The 18,300-nt window shown below is 53.4% G+C and carries 20 protein-coding genes; 9 read left to right on the top strand and 11 right to left on the bottom strand.

The window, feature by feature from the left end:
- Positions 1-64 precede the first annotated feature (64 nt).
- The 4 genes from ybeD (at position 65) to lipA (ending at position 3,482) form a co-directional block, all read left to right on the top strand.
- Positions 65-328 carry a DUF493 family protein YbeD gene (gene ybeD, locus AC2FAJ_RS08460; RefSeq protein ID WP_003858718.1) on the top strand — a complete coding sequence of 88 codons (264 nt, stop codon included), beginning with the start codon at positions 65-67 and terminating at the stop codon, positions 326-328.
- A 94-nt stretch (positions 329-422) separates the two neighbouring features.
- Complete coding sequence (gene lipB / locus AC2FAJ_RS08455; RefSeq protein ID WP_028012335.1) at positions 423-1,064, top strand: lipoyl(octanoyl) transferase LipB; 642 nt, start codon at positions 423-425, stop codon at positions 1,062-1,064.
- 291 nt (positions 1,065-1,355) lie between these two features.
- Complete coding sequence (locus AC2FAJ_RS08450; protein ID WP_041910920.1) at positions 1,356-2,309, top strand: YbeF family transcriptional regulator; 954 nt, start codon at positions 1,356-1,358, stop codon at positions 2,307-2,309.
- A gap of 207 nt (positions 2,310-2,516) precedes the next feature.
- A complete protein-coding gene (gene lipA, locus AC2FAJ_RS08445) occupies positions 2,517-3,482 on the top strand; it encodes a lipoyl synthase (RefSeq protein WP_028012333.1) in 966 nt (321 codons plus the stop codon).
- A gap of 81 nt (positions 3,483-3,563) precedes the next feature.
- On the opposite strand, the gene tatE is transcribed toward lipA, so the two are convergent.
- Positions 3,564-3,764, bottom strand: coding sequence for a twin-arginine translocase subunit TatE (gene tatE / locus AC2FAJ_RS08440; RefSeq protein ID WP_028012332.1), 201 nt, complete (start codon positions 3,762-3,764; stop codon positions 3,564-3,566).
- Positions 3,765-3,889: 125 nt separating this feature from the next.
- The gene (locus AC2FAJ_RS08435; protein WP_485454033.1) at positions 3,890-4,678 is read right to left on the bottom strand and encodes a deaminated glutathione amidase; all 789 of its coding nucleotides are present in this window, start codon (positions 4,676-4,678) and stop codon (positions 3,890-3,892) included.
- Positions 4,679-4,745: 67 nt separating this feature from the next.
- On the opposite strand from AC2FAJ_RS08435, the gene crcB reads away from it, so the two are divergent.
- Positions 4,746-5,129, top strand: coding sequence for a fluoride efflux transporter CrcB (crcB, locus tag AC2FAJ_RS08430; protein WP_041910922.1), 384 nt, complete (start codon positions 4,746-4,748; stop codon positions 5,127-5,129).
- 218 nt (positions 5,130-5,347) lie between these two features.
- Here the strand turns inward: crcB and cspE are convergent, their stop codons facing one another.
- Together cspE and pagP are read right to left on the bottom strand one after the other, a co-directional pair.
- Entirely contained in the window at positions 5,348-5,557 is a 210-nt protein-coding gene (cspE, locus tag AC2FAJ_RS08425) for a transcription antiterminator/RNA stability regulator CspE (RefSeq protein WP_002439184.1), read from the bottom strand.
- 190 nt (positions 5,558-5,747) lie between these two features.
- Positions 5,748-6,365 carry a lipid IV(A) palmitoyltransferase PagP gene (gene pagP / locus AC2FAJ_RS08420; protein ID WP_186289810.1) on the bottom strand — a complete coding sequence of 206 codons (618 nt, stop codon included), beginning with the start codon at positions 6,363-6,365 and terminating at the stop codon, positions 5,748-5,750.
- A 393-nt stretch (positions 6,366-6,758) separates the two neighbouring features.
- Here pagP and dcuC point away from each other — a divergent pair, with 393 nt between their 5' ends.
- A complete protein-coding gene (gene dcuC, locus AC2FAJ_RS08415; RefSeq protein WP_045630869.1) occupies positions 6,759-8,126 on the top strand; it encodes an anaerobic C4-dicarboxylate transporter DcuC in 1,368 nt (455 codons plus the stop codon).
- Positions 8,127-8,220: 94 nt separating this feature from the next.
- A complete protein-coding gene (rna, locus tag AC2FAJ_RS08410; protein WP_041910923.1) occupies positions 8,221-9,030 on the top strand; it encodes a ribonuclease I in 810 nt (269 codons plus the stop codon).
- Here rna and AC2FAJ_RS08405 read toward each other — a convergent pair.
- The gene (locus AC2FAJ_RS08405) at positions 9,024-9,644 is read right to left on the bottom strand and encodes a flavin reductase family protein (protein WP_041910924.1); all 621 of its coding nucleotides are present in this window, start codon (positions 9,642-9,644) and stop codon (positions 9,024-9,026) included. The genes rna and AC2FAJ_RS08405 overlap by 7 nt on opposite strands.
- 270 nt (positions 9,645-9,914) lie before the next feature.
- Here AC2FAJ_RS08405 and rnk point away from each other — a divergent pair, with 270 nt between their 5' ends.
- Positions 9,915-10,325, top strand: a complete 411-nt coding sequence (rnk, locus tag AC2FAJ_RS08400; RefSeq protein ID WP_028012325.1) for a nucleoside diphosphate kinase regulator — start codon at positions 9,915-9,917, stop codon at positions 10,323-10,325.
- A 123-nt stretch (positions 10,326-10,448) separates the two neighbouring features.
- On the opposite strand, the gene AC2FAJ_RS08395 is transcribed toward rnk, so the two are convergent.
- The gene (locus AC2FAJ_RS08395; RefSeq protein ID WP_047363736.1) at positions 10,449-11,687 is read right to left on the bottom strand and encodes a zinc-dependent alcohol dehydrogenase; all 1,239 of its coding nucleotides are present in this window, start codon (positions 11,685-11,687) and stop codon (positions 10,449-10,451) included.
- Positions 11,688-11,868: 181 nt separating this feature from the next.
- Here AC2FAJ_RS08395 and uspG point away from each other — a divergent pair, with 181 nt between their 5' ends.
- Positions 11,869-12,297, top strand: a complete 429-nt coding sequence (uspG, locus tag AC2FAJ_RS08390; protein ID WP_048956867.1) for a universal stress protein UspG — start codon at positions 11,869-11,871, stop codon at positions 12,295-12,297.
- Between the two features lie 39 nt (positions 12,298-12,336).
- On the opposite strand, the gene AC2FAJ_RS08385 is transcribed toward uspG, so the two are convergent.
- From AC2FAJ_RS08385 to ahpF, 5 genes are all read right to left on the bottom strand, one after another.
- Positions 12,337-13,104 carry a dimethyl sulfoxide reductase anchor subunit family protein gene (locus AC2FAJ_RS08385; RefSeq protein WP_485454032.1) on the bottom strand — a complete coding sequence of 256 codons (768 nt, stop codon included), beginning with the start codon at positions 13,102-13,104 and terminating at the stop codon, positions 12,337-12,339.
- Positions 13,104-13,661, bottom strand: coding sequence for a 4Fe-4S dicluster domain-containing protein (locus AC2FAJ_RS08380; RefSeq protein ID WP_028012321.1), 558 nt, complete (start codon positions 13,659-13,661; stop codon positions 13,104-13,106). Before AC2FAJ_RS08380 ends, AC2FAJ_RS08385 begins: the two co-directional genes overlap by 1 nt.
- Positions 13,658-15,934 carry a molybdopterin-dependent oxidoreductase gene (locus AC2FAJ_RS08375; RefSeq protein WP_048956869.1) on the bottom strand — a complete coding sequence of 759 codons (2,277 nt, stop codon included), beginning with the start codon at positions 15,932-15,934 and terminating at the stop codon, positions 13,658-13,660. Before AC2FAJ_RS08375 ends, AC2FAJ_RS08380 begins: the two co-directional genes overlap by 4 nt.
- A complete protein-coding gene (locus tag AC2FAJ_RS08370; RefSeq protein ID WP_485454031.1) occupies positions 15,931-16,437 on the bottom strand; it encodes a TorD/DmsD family molecular chaperone in 507 nt (168 codons plus the stop codon). The genes AC2FAJ_RS08375 and AC2FAJ_RS08370 overlap by 4 nt, the downstream gene beginning before the upstream one ends.
- A 258-nt stretch (positions 16,438-16,695) precedes the next feature.
- A complete protein-coding gene (ahpF, locus tag AC2FAJ_RS08365; protein WP_028012318.1) occupies positions 16,696-18,261 on the bottom strand; it encodes an alkyl hydroperoxide reductase subunit F in 1,566 nt (521 codons plus the stop codon).
- Between the last annotated feature and the right edge of the window lie 39 nt (positions 18,262-18,300).

The raw sequence follows: 18,300 nt of genomic DNA, 5'->3' as shown, positions 1-18,300 counted from the left end.
AAGTATCCTGATAACTCCCACCTGACGTGGGAGTTATTCATTTTGACGTTACGCCGGAGCTGACATGAAAACCAAACTTAACGAACTGCTTGAATTCCCTACCCCGTTTACCTACAAAGTAATGGGTCTGGCGAAACCTGAGCTGGTTGATCAGGTGGTTGAAGTGGTACAGCGCCATGCGCCGGGTGACTACTCTCCGTCAGTAAAACCAAGCAGCAAGGGCAACTACCACTCGGTTTCTATTACCATCACTGCCACACATATCGAGCAGGTTGAGACGCTGTACGAAGAGCTCGGCAATATCGAAATCGTTCGTATGGTGCTGTAGTCCCTTTGCGGTTACCCGGTTTACCGGGTAACCCCTCTTCCCCGCTGTGATATACTCCCCCTCATCTTTTGTTTCTCGTCTTCGGAGACGCGTTTTGTATCAGGATAAAATTCTGGTCCGTCATCTCGGGCTGCAACCTTATGAGCCTGTCTCTCAGGCTATGCACGAGTTCACCGATTCACGCGATGACACAACCCCTGATGAGATTTGGCTGGTCGAACATCTGCCGGTATTTACGCAGGGCCAGGCGGGAAAAGCGGAACACTTATTAATGACGGGCGATATCCCGGTGATCCAGAGCGATCGTGGCGGACAGGTGACTTACCACGGTCCGGGTCAGCAGGTCATGTACGTCCTGCTTAATCTGAAGCGCAGAAAGCTTGGCGTACGTGAACTGGTGACGTTACTGGAACAGACCGTCGTCAACACGCTGGCGGAGTATGGGATTGACGCGCATCCGCGTGCCGATGCGCCGGGCGTCTACGTTGGCGAAATGAAGATCTGCTCTCTGGGGCTACGTATTCGTAAAGGTTGTTCCTTCCACGGTCTGGCATTGAATATTAATATGGATCTTACGCCTTTCCAGCGCATAAACCCCTGCGGCTACGCCGGCATGGAAATGACGCAAATGCGCCAGTGGGTCGATACCGCTACGCCAGAAAATATACGTCCCGTGCTTCTGAAGAATGTGTTAGCACTACTTAACAATCCCCCGCACGAATATATCCCTGCTTAATATATCATCCAGAATGGCTCGATAATTTGACGGGCCACTGTTTATTTACCGCTTTTACGCTTTACAATAATCCGCAGATTCTATATTTTCGAAGCGCCCGAATATTGCCCTTACATATTATTTAGCCTCCGGACAGCACGGCATACACAGGCTAAGTAACTTGAGTGATAATCACACAACTGTTTGTTTTTGATAAACAAGTGGAACAAAAGCAACACTTTACGAATCTCTACAAGCATAATAAATAAATTGAACTATCATTCATGTTGTGAATGTATACGGAGTGAAAGCGTGGAGTATAATAATTTACCAGCCAAACGCCTGAATGACCCTGGTGGCGAAGATAAGCCGCAAATTTTTCGGACTTTACGTAATATTGATCTCAATTTACTGACTATTTTTGAGGCAGTATATGTCCATAAGGGTATCGTTAATGCTGCGAAAATTCTTAATCTCACGCCATCGGCAATAAGTCAGTCAATTCAAAAGCTACGGGCTATATTTCCCGACCCCTTATTTATCCGTAAGGGCCAGGGCGTCACGCCAACGGCCTATGCGACACATCTCCACGAATACATCAGCCAGGGGCTGGAGTCGATTCTGGGTGCGCTGGATTTAACCGGAAGCTATGACAAACAGAGAACCATCACCATCGGCTGCTCCCCTTCTGTCGGCGTGCTGGTGATGCCCGCGATCTTCCAGGCCGTGAAAGAGCATGCGCCTCAGCTTCTGCTTCGCAATGTGCCTCTTAACGAACCTGACGTTCAGCTTGCTCAGTTCCAGACGGACCTGGTCATCGAAAGCGGCAGCTTTAGCGCCCGAGCGCTGGGGCAAAATGTGCTTTACGCCGATAACCTGGTGCTGGTTTGCCGCAAGCAGCACCCCGTCCTCAGCGAGCCGTTATCCATTGAAAACCTGCGCAACTACGACCACTCGTCTTTCATGACCGAAGGGCAATCTAATCACGCTCTGCGTCAGCGTATTGACGAAATTTTCCCGGAACGTCAGATCAGTTTCAGCAGTTACAATATGTTCACCACCGCATCCCTGATTGGCAGCAGCGATATGCTGTGCATCATGCCTTCACGCCTGTATAACCTGCTGCGGAAATGCTGGCCGCTGGAGAGTATTCCGCTAAGCCAGCTCAATGCAGAATCTATCGAGATTTCACTGCATTACAACAAGCTCAGCTTGCGCGATCCGGTACTGGAAAACGTCATCCGCATTATCCGTCAGGCCTTCTGACAGAGCGTACCCGTACACGTCCCTGCCGCTCGCAGGGCAAAAGGCACAAAACAACAACTATTTTACAAATTGGCGACCTGGCAGGCTGCTTTAACGCCCCTATAAATGATATACTGCCTGTCGTTCGTTCAAAAATAGTTGATAAATACAACATTCCCTTGAATTGAAACGCTTTCCTTCGATATTCGCAACTGGAACACGCACGCTATGAGTAAACCCATTGTGATGGAACGCGGTGTTAAATACCGCGATGCCGATAAAATGGCCCTTATCCCGGTTAAAAACGTGGCTACAGAGCGCGAGGCGCTGTTAAGAAAACCGGAATGGATGAAAATCAAACTTCCGGCAGACTCTTCGCGTATCCAGGGGATCAAAGCGGCGATGCGTAAGAATGGCCTTCACTCTGTTTGTGAAGAAGCCTCTTGCCCGAACCTTGCTGAATGTTTCAATCACGGCACCGCGACGTTTATGATTCTGGGTGCCATCTGTACCCGCCGCTGCCCATTCTGCGACGTGGCGCATGGCCGCCCGGTGGCCCCCGATGCCAACGAGCCGCAAAAACTGGCGCAAACCATCGCCGACATGGCGCTGCGTTATGTGGTTATCACCTCCGTTGACCGCGACGATCTGCGTGATGGCGGGGCTCAGCACTTCGCTGACTGCATTACTGCCATTCGCGAAAAAAGCCCGAACATCAAAATCGAAACGCTGGTTCCTGACTTCCGCGGCCGTATGGACCGCGCGCTGGATATCCTGACCGCGACGCCGCCAGATGTGTTTAACCACAACCTGGAGAACGTTCCGCGTCTTTACCGTCAGGTGCGTCCGGGAGCCGACTATAACTGGTCTCTGAAGCTGCTGGAGCGCTTTAAAGAAGCACATCCGCATATCCCGACCAAGTCAGGTCTGATGGTTGGTCTGGGTGAAACCAATGACGAAATCATCGACGTCATGCGCGATCTGCGCCGCCACGGTGTGACCATGTTGACGCTCGGCCAGTATCTGCAGCCAAGCCGTCACCACCTGCCGGTACAGCGCTACGTGAGCCCGGATGAATTTGACGAGATGAAAGCCGAAGCGCTGGCGATGGGCTTTACCCACGCGGCTTGTGGTCCGTTTGTTCGTTCTTCTTACCATGCGGATATGCAGGCGAAAGGCGAAGAAGTCAAATAACACCGTAATATTCATTTACAGTAATGCAAAAAAACCGGCCTCATGAGCCGGTTTTTTTTCGCAAGCCCTCAGGCATTGCCGTTACTCTTTGTGGGAAAGCTTCTCTGCCGGGATGTCGTCAGCGCTTTTCTTCGCGGCTGCGTCATCGTCGTTCATCGCTTTCTTGAAGCCTTTGATGGCAGCCCCCAGGTCACCACCCAGCGTGCGTAACTTCTTGGTACCAAACAGCAGGACGACCAGTGCGGCAACCACCAGCAGTTTGGTAATACTAATCTCACCCATAGATACCTTCTTTACTTAAAACAGGCTGCATTCAGCGCCAAAACCCGATCGTATTAACGGTCATTTGGCGCGTGCACACAATAGCAATCTGTAACAAGGTGAATCAAGCATTGTTGAAAAAAACATCACAATAATTGCGGTGGCGCAAAGCGACGGTTGCGAAGAACAGGTAATTGCTGACGCGCAAGCGCAACTCTTTCTAAAATTATCTCCGCCATCAGCAGAACCGGCGCTTCCGCTGCGGCGACAATCGTCACTCCCAGGGGATCAACCACCCTGCTCTGCCCGATGTTTTTATTGCCGCACTCCCCGGCGGCAACAACATAACAGGTCGTGTCCAGCGCGCGTGCAGCAAGCAGCGTAGCCCAGTGTTGCTCTTTTAGCGGCCCCTTAACCCATGCGGCAGGCAATACCAGCACCTCCGCCCCCTGCAGCGCCAGATGCACCGCCAGCTCCGGGAAACGCAGGTCATAGCAGGTCATCAACCCCACCTTAAACCCGTCGATATCAATGAGCGGTGGGACGACATCTCCCGGATCAACGCGTCGCGACTCCTGGATGCTGAACGCATCATAGAGATGAAGCTTGGCGTAGCGCGCAACAATGGCACCGTCACGGATAGCCACCAGCGTATTCATTGCGCGACCCGGCGTTGAGGGAACGTGCACGGTTAAGACGGTGGTCATCGTACTGCCTACGCTCTGGGCGAGCAGCTGTTGTAAAAATTCGCCGTCAAGGGCCTGTGCAGACTTCACGGACAAATCCGGGTCGTTATCATCCCTTGCCAGCAACGCCTCAGGAAGCACCAGCAGCGACGCGCCTTTCTGTCGGGCCTGTATCATCAGGTTAACGCACTGCACTGCGTTAACCCGCCAGTCAGGCGTGACCGCAAACTGCCCTACCGCAACATACATATTTGTCCCCTCATTATAAACAGCGTTAAACTCGCTACTCTTACACATCAAATAGCAGGTATTTAGCGTGTTACAACTCCTTTTAGCTGTTTTTATTGGTGGAGGCACGGGGAGCGTTGCGAGGTGGTTACTGAGTATGCGGTTTAATCCCCTGCACCAGGCGATTCCATTAGGAACGCTGGCCGCCAACCTGATTGGTGCTTTTATTATTGGTATGGGGCTGGCCTGGTTTAACCGGATGACGCACATCGATCCCATGTGGAAAGTCTTGATTACCACCGGCTTCTGCGGCGGTTTGACCACCTTTTCAACCTTTTCCGCGGAAACGGTTTTTCTCTTTCAGGAAGGACGTATCGGCTGGGCGCTGGTGAATATCGCGATCAACATGATCGGATCTTTCGCGATGACGGGGATCGCATTTTGGCTTTTTTCCTCTGTAAGCACGCATTAACTGCCGGAGCGTTAATGTTGGCTTAATTTTTCTCTGTCACTCTGAAGGCAATACTGAACGAGGGTGACAAATGAAACAGAGTCTGATGAGCGCAGGCATGGTGTTGTTGAGCGTACTGATCGTGGCCAGCTTCCTGAAAATTTACCTGCTTGGCTGATTCATAACGAAAAAAACCCGCTCAATGAGCGGGTTTTGAAATTCTTGCTGACGCGTCTGAATTACAGAGCGATTACGTTAGCAGCAGAAGGGCCTTTGGCACCGTTAGTGATTTCGAACTCTACACGCTGACCTTCAGCCAGAGTTTTGAAACCATTAGACTGGATTGCAGAGAAGTGTACGAACACGTCTTTGCTGCCATCTTCAGGAGTAATGAAACCGAATCCTTTGGACTCATTAAACCACTTAACGTTACCTTTAATCTTAGACATCAAAATTACCTTTACATTAAAAAACGACACAAATGCTGTGTCGGTTACCAGTACAACAATTGTGGGACCTTTTGTCCAGCGGATCTTTGACAAAAAGTGACTAAAGTCGCGTTAATTTTCACTGACAGATTTTTATCGCTTACGAATCAACGGCTGCACGTTTTTTCACCACCAGGTAATGTTTTGTCAGTTAAAACTGAAAACGCATCCAGGCGAAGTAAACGTTACCGTTGTTATACGTTCCCGGAATGTAGGTCATCTGGAACGTTGCAGGGCCGTATCCAACAGAGGCCAGAGGCAGCAATACGGGGATCGGAATGTACTTCCAGTTGTCGCGCGCGGTCACCCCGGCGGTATAGCCCAGACCAACGTGGAAGTTCTCATCCGCCAGCGGGCGCCAGGTCTTTTCCCAGCCGTACCCGCCAATCGGTTCCCACTTGTTAAAGGAGTCTTTGAAGGCCATCAGATAGATGCCATGCCAGTTTCCTTTATCATCCCAGCGCGACTGACCAAAACCCGCTCCCCAGGGACGCTCGTTGTATTTATCCGTTTTCTCTTTGTCGTAAGCAAAGCGCGCATGCCACGTTATTGCCGGGACATAGAGATCATAATGTTCAGGCGCTGACCAGGTCTGCGAAACATTATCCGTAAAAGTAGAGAACCAACCTTTATCCGTCGCGTTGTTCTCTGCCTGTGCAACAGAACAAAACGTTAACTGGCCAATAATAAACAATAAAATAGAGAAAAAAGTATTACGTACAATCACAATGCAATTACCATTCTTGATATTCGAGGCAAAGTTTAACATAGAATAATTGAACCAAGCCTTAACGGCATCACCCCTACTCTTAAATATCAGGCCGCTTTTCGGGAATATTCTTAAAGCGGCGTTCTGCTTATCCCGAATAAACCCACATCATGTACGCCTAATGTCTGTTAACCGTCTCCAGTACTAACAGGCCAGACCACACAAAAGTTTAACATTTTGTTATCATTACATAGACATGTTACGCTGTCTTTGCCGGTCAAGATCCTTATGACATAAATGCCTTAGCCATGGCAAAAACGCTGTTACGCTGTTCGTTAGTCGTCTGTTTATTGATTTTAATCAGCAAGGGCGGGCCATTAATTCGGCACATTTTCATCCTTCTTTTTTTATATTAATTTTTATATCTCAGGGCAGAAAGACACAGGGGAAATCATGCTTACGTTTATCGAACTCCTAATTGGGGTCGTCGTCATTGTGGGTGTAGCTCGCTACATCATTAAAGGATACTCAGCCACGGGCGTTTTATTTGTCGGTGGTCTAACGCTGCTGATAATCAGTGCAGTAATGGGTCATCAGGTTTTACCTGCCAGCGCAGCCAGCACGGGCTACACCGCTACGGATATTGTTGAATATATTAAAATCCTGCTCATGAGCCGCGGTGGCGATCTGGGTATGATGATCATGATGCTGTGCGGTTTTGCAGCCTATATGACCCATATCGGCGCGAACGACATGGTTGTGAAGCTTGCCTCGAAACCCCTGCAGTACATTAACTCGCCGTATCTGTTGATGGTTGCCGCCTATTTCCTCGCCTGCCTGATGTCGCTGGCCGTTTCATCGGCAACCGGGCTTGGCGTACTGTTAATGGCCACGCTGTTCCCGGTGATGGTGAACGTGGGCATCAGCCGTGGGGCAGCGGCGGCAATTTGCGCCTCCCCGGCGGCCATTATTCTCTCCCCGACGTCAGGTGACGTTGTGCTGGCGGCGAAAGCAGCCGAAATGTCGCTTATCGACTTCGCCTTTAAAACCACGCTGCCGATCTCGATTGTCGCCATTGTGGGAATGGGTATCGCGCATTTCTTCTGGCAGCGCTATCTCGATAAGAAAGAGAACATCAGCCATGAAATGATGGATGTAAGCGAAATCACCACCACCGCGCCGGCGTTCTATGCCATTTTGCCGTTCACGCCGATTATCGGCGTGCTCATTTTTGACGGGAAATGGGGCCCGCAGCTGCACATTATTACTATTCTGGTTATCTGTATGCTGTTAGCCGCTGTGCTGGAGTTCGTGCGCGGTTTCAACACCCAAAGAGTCTTCTCCGGCCTTGAGGTCGCGTATCGCGGTATGGCAGATGCGTTTGCTGGCGTGGTGATGCTGTTGGTTGCAGCAGGTGTCTTTGCCCAGGGTCTGAGCACGATCGGCTTTATCCAGAGCCTGATCTCCATAGCCACCTCGTTTGGCTCGGCCAGTATTATCCTGATGCTGGTCCTGGTGGTACTGACCATGCTGGCGGCAATGACCACCGGTTCCGGGAATGCGCCATTTTACGCCTTCGTTGAGATGATCCCTAAGCTGGCTCACTCGTCCGGTATCAACCCGGCTTATCTTTCCATTCCCATGCTCCAGGCCTCAAACCTGGGTCGTACCATCTCGCCTGTCTCAGGCGTGGTGGTGGCGGTTGCCGGGATGGCCAAAATCTCGCCGTTTGAAGTGGTGAAACGCACGTCAGTGCCGGTGCTGGTTGGGCTAATCATCGTCATTATTGCTACCGAAGTGCTGGTTCCCGGCGCCGCCTAAGTGAAATTCCTGATTACCTAAAAGCGCCTGCGGGCGCTTTTTGTGCTTTAATAACCCACAAAAATGAATTGCGCACAACCAATCAGGAAATCACATGTTCAGGAAGGATATCGTTATCCCGTCTGGCGCAGTAGCGCTTGCACTCAGTCTCTTCTCAGCACAGGCCGAACCCCTCAAGGCCACGCAGTACGGCGATTTCGATCGCTATGTGCTGGCTTTATCCTGGCAAACGGGATTTTGTCAAAGCATGGTCGAGCGTAACCGCAATGAACCGGATGAATGTCGTCTGCAAAAAGAGCGCGACAATAAAACCGATTTTCTGACCGTTCACGGGCTATGGCCCGGCCTGCCGAAATCCATTGCCGCACGCGGCGTGGATGAACGTCGATGGATGCGGTTTGGCTGCGCCACGCGCCCTATCCCGAACATGCCGGAAGTGAAGGCCAGCCGCAAATGCGCAGCAGCCGAAACCGGGCTGTCGCTTTCCGGCGCGGCTAAGCTGAACGAGGTCATGCCGGGCGCGGGTGGAAACTCCTGTCTGGAACGTTACGAATATGCCAAACATGGCGTCTGCTTTGGTTTTGATCCCGATGCCTATTTCGGCACCATGGTGAGAATGAATCAGGAAATGAAAAACAGCGCCGTCGGTCATTTCCTTGCGGAAAATTACGGTAAAACCGTCAGCCGGAGTGATTTTGACAACGCCGTTACCAAAAGCTGGGGCAAGGAAAATATCAAAGCCTTCAAGCTGACCTGCAACGGTAATCCGGCGTATCTGACCGAAATGCAAATTTCACTCAAAGCAGACACCATTAACGCCCCGCTTTCTGCGACATCCTTTGCTCCGCAGCCGCATCCAGGCAACTGCGGAAAACAATTTGTCATTGATAAGGCCGGTTACTGATCGCCCACCACCGGTCGCACCATGTCAAACCGGTGTTCGTCACTGATGCCATAGTAAGCCGTCGGCCCACCCGCACGCAGGATGGGCTGCGCTTTCGCCGTCTGGTATATCCCCTCTTCCAGCAGCGTTTCGGCAATATGGATCCCGACCACTTCTCCCAGCACCAGCCAGGTATCCACCGGCGTACCGTCGGCGCCGGTAAGCTGAATACACTGAGACAGGCGGCACTCAAAGTTGACCGGGCTTTCCGCCACGCGAGGGGCGCTCACCAGCTTGCTTGCCGCAGGCGTTAATCCGGAAAAGGTAAATTCGTCCTGGTCGTGAGGCAGCGTGGCAGAGGTCTGATTCATCGCTTCCGCAAGATCGCGCGTTGCCAGATTCCAGACAAACTCCTTTGTTTCAACAATATTACGCACGCTGTCCTTCCAGCCGTTGCTGGAAAAGCCAATGATCGGCGGGCGATAGTTAAAGCAGTTGAAGAAGCTATACGGCGCAAGGTTGAGCTGACCGGCCTGGTCGCAAGAGGAGATCCAGCCAATCGGACGGGGGCCGACAATGGCGTTCAGCGGGTCATGCGGCAGGCCATGCCCCTGAGACGGTTGGTAGAAGTACATAGCGCTCTCTCGTTGGTAAGGGCTGCTGCGAATGATGTTTCGCGCAACGCCCGGGTTCAGAACATACAGCGTAACGCAATCCGCCAGGAATGAAGATTGAATAAATTTCAGTGAAAATTCATATGGCACATGAATGTGACCTTCATCACTTCAAACTTGCGCGTTCAGCCAGTATCATCGGGAGAGTTAAACCCTCGCTGCCAGACGGCGAGGGTTTTCTTTTGGAATGGTTTCTGCGTTAGACGCAGCATTAACGACATGGAGTAAAAAATGTCCAGACCTACAATCATCATCAACGAGCTCGACGCAGAACGTATCGACAGGCTGCTGGAAAAAGCAGAATTCGCCTCACTTCCGGTGGCCGATGCCCTGAATGAGGAACTCGACCGGGCGCAGATGTGCACGCCTGAGACGATGCCGCATAACGTGGTCACCATGAACAGCCAGGTGAAATTCCGCAACCTGACCACCGGTGAAGAGCTGACACGCACGCTGGTTTACCCGGCTCAGATGACCGACAGCAGTGCGCAACTTTCGGTTCTTGCGCCGGTGGGGGCCGCACTGCTGGGGCTGCGCACGGGAGATACCATCCACTGGGACTTGCCGGGCGGTGCCTCCACCCATCTGGAAGTGCTGGAGCTGCTCTACCAGCCAGAAGCCGCGGGCGATTACCTGCGTTAATGTCATTCTGAACAAACGCGACCCGCGTTGCACAGAGGATGCGCCTGCATCCTCTTTCCGAACATCTTCACCCGATTGCGTTACATCGCAGGACAGTACCTTGAGCGCCACCGGCGAGTGATCTCACACCACGCCGCCCGGGAACGCATTTACCAGGCCCTTCACTTTTTGCTCAGCGGCCTCAGGCGTTTCCGCGCCGGGCACCAGAATCACCTTCCGGCACTCCTCCTCCCGTTTTTCGAAAATCTTATAGGCACGTTCCGCATCCGCCAGGGGGAGATAATGCGTCACAATCTCTTCCGGCGTCAGCAGCCCTTTTTCGATCAGCGGTAACAGTTCGCCCAGCCAGGCGTGGACGTGCGTCTGGCCCATCTTAAACGTCAGCCCTTTATCGAAGGCATCCCCAAACAGGAAGCCATGAATAAACCCGGCATACACACCGGGTACGCTGACCACCCCGCCGCGCCGGACGGCAGCGATACACTGACGCAGCGCTTTGCCGCTGCTGCCCTCAATTTTAAGGTTGCTGAGGATCGTCTCTGTGGTGCTGCCCTTGGCTTCGAACCCGACGGCATCAATGACGGCATCGACTCCCCGCTGCCCGGCGGTTTGCTCGATTATCTTTTCCGCCGCGTCGTTATCATCATCAAAATTGATGGGGATAGCACCGTAGCGCGCCTCGGCAAACCGCAGCCGATAGGGGTGATGGTCGATAACAAAAATCTGCTCAGCCCCTAACAGCCGTGCGCAGGCAATCGTCAACAACCCCACCGGACCGGCACCGAAAACGGCGACGCTGGAGCCTTTTTCAATCTGCGCATTTTTTGCCGCCTGCCAGGCGGTGGGTAAAATATCAGACAGAAACAGGGCCTTATCATCGGAGAGCAGCTGCGGCACCTTAAACGGTCCGACGTTGCCTTTCGGCACGCGTACATATTCCGCCTGTCCTCCCGGCACGCCGCCGTAGAGATGGCTATAGCCAAACAGCGCTGCCGGCGCGGGAATTTGCTTTTTGTTCAGCGCAGCGCCCTGCCCGGCATTGGACTTCTCACAGGCAGCGTACTGCTGCAGACGGCAAAAGAAGCAGTCACCGCAGGCGATGACAAAGGGGATCACCACGCGATCGCCTTTTTGCAGGTCCTTCACCTCTCGACCGCACTCGACGATCTCGCCCATAAATTCATGTCCAAAAATGTCGCCGTGCTGCACCTTTGGGATCTTTCCACGATAGAGATGCAGGTCGGAGCCGCAAATCGCCGTGGCCGTGACGCGCAGGATGATATCGTCGGGCTGTTCAATGATGGGATCGGGGACATTCTCAACGCGAACATGGTGCGGACCGTGGTACGTGAGTGCTTTCATGCGACCTCCGAAAGGTTTCAGGTAAGTTTATAAAGGGTAGCTACCCCTGAAAGTCTGCCGGGAAATACGCGCCTTTTGAGATTTATCCTGGCGAGAGAGGAAAAGTGCCGAAGCGCTTACAGAAACCATTCATATTTTGTGGTTGAATGTATCCAGCGTTTATAAACAAGGAGAAACGGTTATGTATAAGACAATCATTATGCCGGTTGATGTTTTCGAAATGGAACTGAGCGACAAAGCTGTTCGCCACGCGGAATTCCTCGCGCAGCAGGACGGAATTATTCATCTTTTACACGTTTTACCGGGCTCTGCCAGCCTGAGCCTGCACCGCTTTGCCGCCGACGTGCGTCGCTTTGAGGAGCACTTACAGCACGAAGCCGAAACGCGGCTGCAGACCATGGTCGGGCATTTCAGCATCGCCCCTTCCCGCATCAAAACCCACGTCCGGTTCGGTAGCGTGCGCGATGCCGTCAATGAACTGGCCGCGGAGCTGAATGCTGACGTGGTGGTGATCGGTTCACGTAATCCTTCCATTACCACTCACCTGCTGGGGTCGAACGCCTCCAGCGTGATCCGCCACACCCATATTCCGGTGATGGTGGTCCGGTAAATACCAACAAAAAACCCCGCTTTCGCGGGGTTTTGTTTATCAGTACAGGTGACCAATATTGACGATGGTGCTGACGGTATCGCCGAAGAAGGTCAGGCGGCTGAGCACCACGCCCACCAGCAGGAGCGCAAACACCGCTTTCTGCATCGGCTGGCGCTTCAGCGATAACGCGCCACCCACAACGCAGCACAGCAGGCTGCCCAGATAGAGCGGCGAGCTTAACCAGGCGTGAGCGGTCATTTTCATGATGGTACCGCCGCTGAGCCACATCACCGGCGCGGCAATCAGCAGCGCCATCAGGGCGTTAATCCCCTGGCGCAGCGCGGCGTTTGATCCTTTCAGCCCGAGCAGCGGCGTTGCGGCACAGCCCATCACCCAGACCGTCGCAAAGAACAGCATCATGGTGATGCCGTTGGCAATGGCCTGCATCGCCGGTGCCGCGTAGGTCATTCCCTGCACCACCACCAGCAGGATCCCGAACAGGGACGCCAGCAGCGCTGCGCCTTTGTTTCCCTTACTCAGGAAGGCCAGCCCAATCATGGCGCCGTACAGGGTCGCGCCCAGAATTTCGCGGCTCAGCCAGGCATGTTTCAGGTTAATCAACGCGTTGTATGCGTGTTCCGGGTGCGCCAGATGCAGCACCGCGGCAATGGAGGCTACGCCCAGAATCAGCCCGGTAATCAGCCAGTGAAGGCGGGTGCCATGCACTTCACCACGGAGCGTGCGCCAGGTCAGGAGCAGCGTCATCCCGACGGACATCTGGCTCAGCACGGTAAAAATCACCAACGGCAGTTCGTACTTTTCCATTATTTATCCCCCGGCTGTTTTGGCTGACGGGCCAGAATGAAGCGCGTACCCGGATTAAGCTGAGGCATCTTCGGGAAGCCCGGCGGATACTGCACGGCATTGTTCGGCAGCGGATCGGCATCCAGATCGATAATCGACAGGGCACCGACCGGACACGCGTTCACGCAGGCCGGGGCCATACCGATATCCAGACGTTCATAGCACATGCTGCACTTCTCCGCCTTTTGCGTCTCTTCATTGAAGCGCGGCGCGCCGTACGGGCAGTTACGGATGCAGTTTTTACAGCCGATACAGCGTTCAGGGTTATGGACCACCACGCCGTCATCACGTTTGGTGTAGGCTTCCACCGGGCACGCCGCCAGACAGGCCGGGTTTTCACAGTGGTTACAGGCCAGCGAGAAAAACGCACGCTCCTCATGCGGATAAATTTCTTTATCCAGCGGATAGACATAGCGCCAGAAGCGATCCGGCTCAAGCTGGTTAAAGCTCTTGCAGGCCATGGCGCATCCGCGGCAGCCAATACATTTATCACTGTTCACTAAAAATGCGCGTCTCATGCGTCTGCTCCTTCATTCGCGATAAGGGCAATGTCGACAAACTGGCTGTGGATCGCGGCGCCAGGCGCGCCGGTTGCCATCTTGCCCATATCGGCTGGCGTATCTTTCACGACGTTCTGCACGTTGTACTTAAGCTTGTTAAACCAGGACTCATACATCACCAGGAAATCTTCCGGCACGTTGGTGGTGATCTTCGCCCGCAGCTCCACTTCGCCAACGTCGTTAAACACGCGGACTTTCGCCAGCTCGCGAATACCCTTCTTGTGCGCGGCGGCTGGGTGGATATAGACAAACGGCTCCGGCCAGAATACCTGCATCCAGTCGAGGTTGACGAACTGAGAGTGAAGGCCGTACTGCAAATGCGGAGTAAACAGATGGAACGGCAGCTTGCCCTCCGCGGCAGGCAGATACTCCGGCAGCGCTTTATGGCCGTTCTTTTCACACAGCTCGGAGAGGAACTCATACTTGCCCGATGGCGTTTTAAACTTGCGGTCGTGCCAGGCCGCCGAGCTGACCATTTTGGCTTTCACCGGCCCATCCAGCAGATCGTCCCAGGAGCGGATACCGAACTGCTTCGCCATGCCCTCATTGAACTCAAGGTCGAGCCATTTTTTCTGGTCAATGTCCTGCGGGAAGGTACAGGAGCCCGGCTCCATTTTGTTGATGGTACGCGAGAGCAGCACGGCAATATCCAAATCGCTCTTGCACTCGTACATCGGTTTAATGGCTGGTTCATTCACCGAAAGCCAGTAATGCCAGTAAGACGACGACAGGTTCCAGTGCTCAAAGGTGGTGGTCACCGGCAGCACAATATCGGCATGCTGCACCGTCTCGTTGAAGAACTGATCGACGCAGACCACCATCTCCAGCTTGCTGAAGGCTTTTTCCATTTTGTTGCGGTCAAAATCCTGCGCGAACGGGTTCTTGCACGCCACCCACAGCATACGAATGGGCGGATCGTTGGCATCAAGAATGCTCTGCGCGGTCTGGTTCAGGTTCAGCGCGCGGTCGGAATAGTGGCTCTTTTCGCCGCTGTCGCTGACGAACTCCCCTACCGGGCCGCTTTTCCCCACCATGCCAACAGATCCGACCGGTGGCTTCTGCGTCATCGCATGATAGTTGTAGCCCCAGGTCTGCAGATGGCCGTAGCGGGCACCGCCGCCTTCCACACCGATGTTGCCTGTCATGGCAACAAAAGCGTCAATGGCGCGCACGTTCGCCCCACCGTTGACGTGGCGCTGCATCCCGTAGCCGATCCAGACGGTGGCAGGTTTTACCGCGGTGAACTCTTCCGCCAGCTGGCGAATCACCTCTGCCGACAGGCCACAGATTTCAGATGCCCACTCCACGGTGATATTGCTGCGCAGATACTGTTCAAATTCCGGGAAGCCGTGCGCGAAGTTGTTCACAAACTCTTGGTCGACGCGGCCAGTATCCAGCAGGTGCCGCGCCATTCCCAGCGCCAATGCGCCGTCCGATCCCGGGCGCACGCGCAGATACAAATCGGCTTTCGCGGCGGTTTGCGAGAACAGCGGATCAATGACCACCACTTTCGCCCCTTTCTCACGCGCCTGATAGATGTACTTCATGGTATGCATGGAGCACCAGGCCGGGTTTGCGCCCCAGATAATGATGTATTTGGCTTTCACCAAATCTTCCGGGTCGTTACACCACATGTCGCCCATGTCATAGTGCTGGGCATCGATCCCTGCTGGCCAGCATGGCGTACCGGCGAACCGCGTGGTGTAACCGAGAGAAGACATCATCCCCTCCACGGCATAACTCATCACGCCCAGGTTGCCGGAGTATTTCGACAGCGCCAGGCCGAGCATAGACCCGTCTTTCTTTTTAATCTCCAGCATCTTGCTGGCAATGCGCTGCATGGCCTCATCCCAGGAGATGCGACGCCATTTACCGCTGCCGCGCCCATCCTGGATCATCGGGTATTTAATACGGTCCGGGGAGTAGACCCGGCGCGGGTAGGTCAGTCCTTTCACACACGGGGCACCGTGTGTAAACGTGGACTCGCTTGCCCCGTCAACGAAGGTGATAACGTCATCTTTGACCCAGGTTTTTAAGCTGCAGGTGTCGTAGCAGTTACGCGGGCAAGCGTTACGGAAAATTTTGTAGGTTTTTGGGTTAAACGGAATGGGGGGCTGTGCCATGGCACATCGGGATGATAATAGTCCGCCGGGTAATGCGGCAACGGTACCCAGCGCAATCAGTCCTTTTAAAAAGGAGCGCCGGTTTAGCTGCCCTTTATCAATACTCATAATATTACTCTCGTCTTTAATTCATCAAACCAATTAGTCATCTGCAACGCGAGACATTTAATTGCGGATGTTTTCGCGCAATCCTTTATTTTTGCGATAAATGTGGGGAGCCATAATTCAAGATGCCCCTGCACAAAGCGGGCGAGTGCGTCATGATATTGCGGCGAATGTCTGGCATGCGCGGAGAGCATCACCACCAGCTCCATTTCATAGCTGACGTGATCGTCGGGAACGCTATTTTCCCCGGTCACAAAAAGCCCGATGCTGCGCAGGAATTCGCGTACGCTCAGCGTTGTAGCTCCCATCAGCAGAGGCTCTTCGTCCAGATACACCGAGGCATAAGGCGGCGCCAATAGCGTTGCAGGGCCGACAAACAGGGCGTTGAAATCATACTCAACCTCTAACGCCTCATCCTGCTGCCAGGTTTCACTTTCCGGGAATAAAGGATGTAACGAAGCGCATCGCGATGTCATGTCCGCCGCGTTAAAGAAATCACGAAACATCAATCCCTTTATTTCAAAGGGGGTTAACGTCTCATATATTGAAGAAGTGGATGTATCTTTGTCATTCATATTAAATATAAATATTTACCGCTATAAAAAACGACAAGATATTATCAGCAGGCTTATTATTTTCTTTGATCGAAGCAGGTAATTAACGCATGAAGGGGTTAATAACGAGGATAATTGAGGGTAAAAAAATCTAAAAAAAAGCCACCTCATAAAGAGGTGGCTACTGCAGGTATGTCTTACTTTCTTTTATTATGCGGTTTTGGTGCGGATCAGGTAGTCAAACGCGCTCAGGGACGCTTTTGCACCTTCGCCAGTCGCGATGATGATCTGCTTGTACGGCACGGTGGTGCAGTCGCCCGCGGCAAACACGCCCTTCACGCTGGTTTCACATTTCGCATCGATGATAATCTCGCCCATGCGGTTGCGCTCAATCGCGCCTTCCAGCCAGGTGGTGTTCGGCAGCAGGCCAATTTGTACGAAGATCCCCGAAAGCTGAACGCTATGAACGTCGCCGCTTACGCGGTCACGGTACTCCAGACCGGTCACTTTGCTACCGTCGCCCTTCACTTCCGTGGTCTGCGCGTTCAGCACGATGTCGACGTTTTTCAGGCTGCGAACTTTATCCTGCAGCACCTGGTCGGCCTTCATCTCAGGCGCGAACTCCAGCAGCGTCACGTGTTCAACAATCCCTGCCAGGTCGATAGCCGCTTCCACGCCGGAGTTACCGCCGCCGATCACCGCCACCCGTTTGCCTTTAAACAGTGGGCCGTCACAGTGCGGGCAATAGGTCACGCCTTTGGTACGGTATTGATCTTCGCCCGGCACGTTCATGTTGCGCCATTTTGCCCCGGTGGCAACGATCACGCTGCGAGCTTTCAGCACCGCGCCAGAGGCGGTTTCAATCTGGTGTAAGCCCCCTTCCACCGCCGCAGGAATCAGCTTGCTGGCGCTCTGGCTGTCGATTACATCTACCTCGTAATCGCTGACATGAGCCTTCAGCGCACCGGCCAGCTTCTGACCTTCGGTTTTTGGTACGGAAATGTAGTTTTCAATGTCCACGGTATCCAGCACCTGTCCGCCAAAGCGTTCGCCCATAAGACCGGTACGAATACCTTTACGTGCAGAGTAAACCGCTGCCGCCGCGCCCGCAGGGCCGGAACCGACAATCAGCACATCGTACGCATCGCGTTTGTTCAGTTCTTCCGCCGCGCGTTTTTCCGCGCCGGTATCCACTTTGGCAACGATTTCCGTCAGCGTCATGCGGCCCTGGCCGAACTCCTGACCGTTCAGATACACCGCCGGAACACCCATCACGTTGCGATCGGTGATCTCATTCTGGAACGTACCGCCGTCAATCGCCGTATGCTTGATGCGCGGGTTAAGGACCGACATCAGGTTCAGCGCCTGCACCACGTCCGGGCAGTTGTGGCAGGAGAGCGAATAATAGGTTTCAAACTCAAAATCACCGTCGATATCGCGGATCTGCTCCAGCAGCGCCTGCGCTTCTTTTGACGGATGACCGCCGGTCCACAGCAGCGCCAGCACCAGTGAGGTAAATTCATGCCCCAGCGGAGAGCCGGCAAAACGCGGTCCCTTGTCCGAGCCCGGGTTAGTAATCAGGAAAGAGGGTTTACGAACCGCAAGCGAATTGTCTTCTTTGAAGGTCACTTTTGGCGACAGTTCAGCTATCTCTGCCAGCAGCTCTTTGATTTCTGCCGATTTCGCGCTGTCGTCCAGCGTGGCAATCAGCTCAACGGGTTTAGTCAGTTTCTCAAGGTAGGCCTTGAGCTGGGTTTTCATATTGGTGTCGAGCATAGTTCTTCCCTCTCTTAAGACGTCATCATGCAAGCTGCC

This window comes from Enterobacter cloacae complex sp. 385G4, from assembly GCF_057320665.1.
Note: the sequence above shows the minus strand (reverse complement) of the source record. Positions and strands in the feature narration are given on the sequence as shown.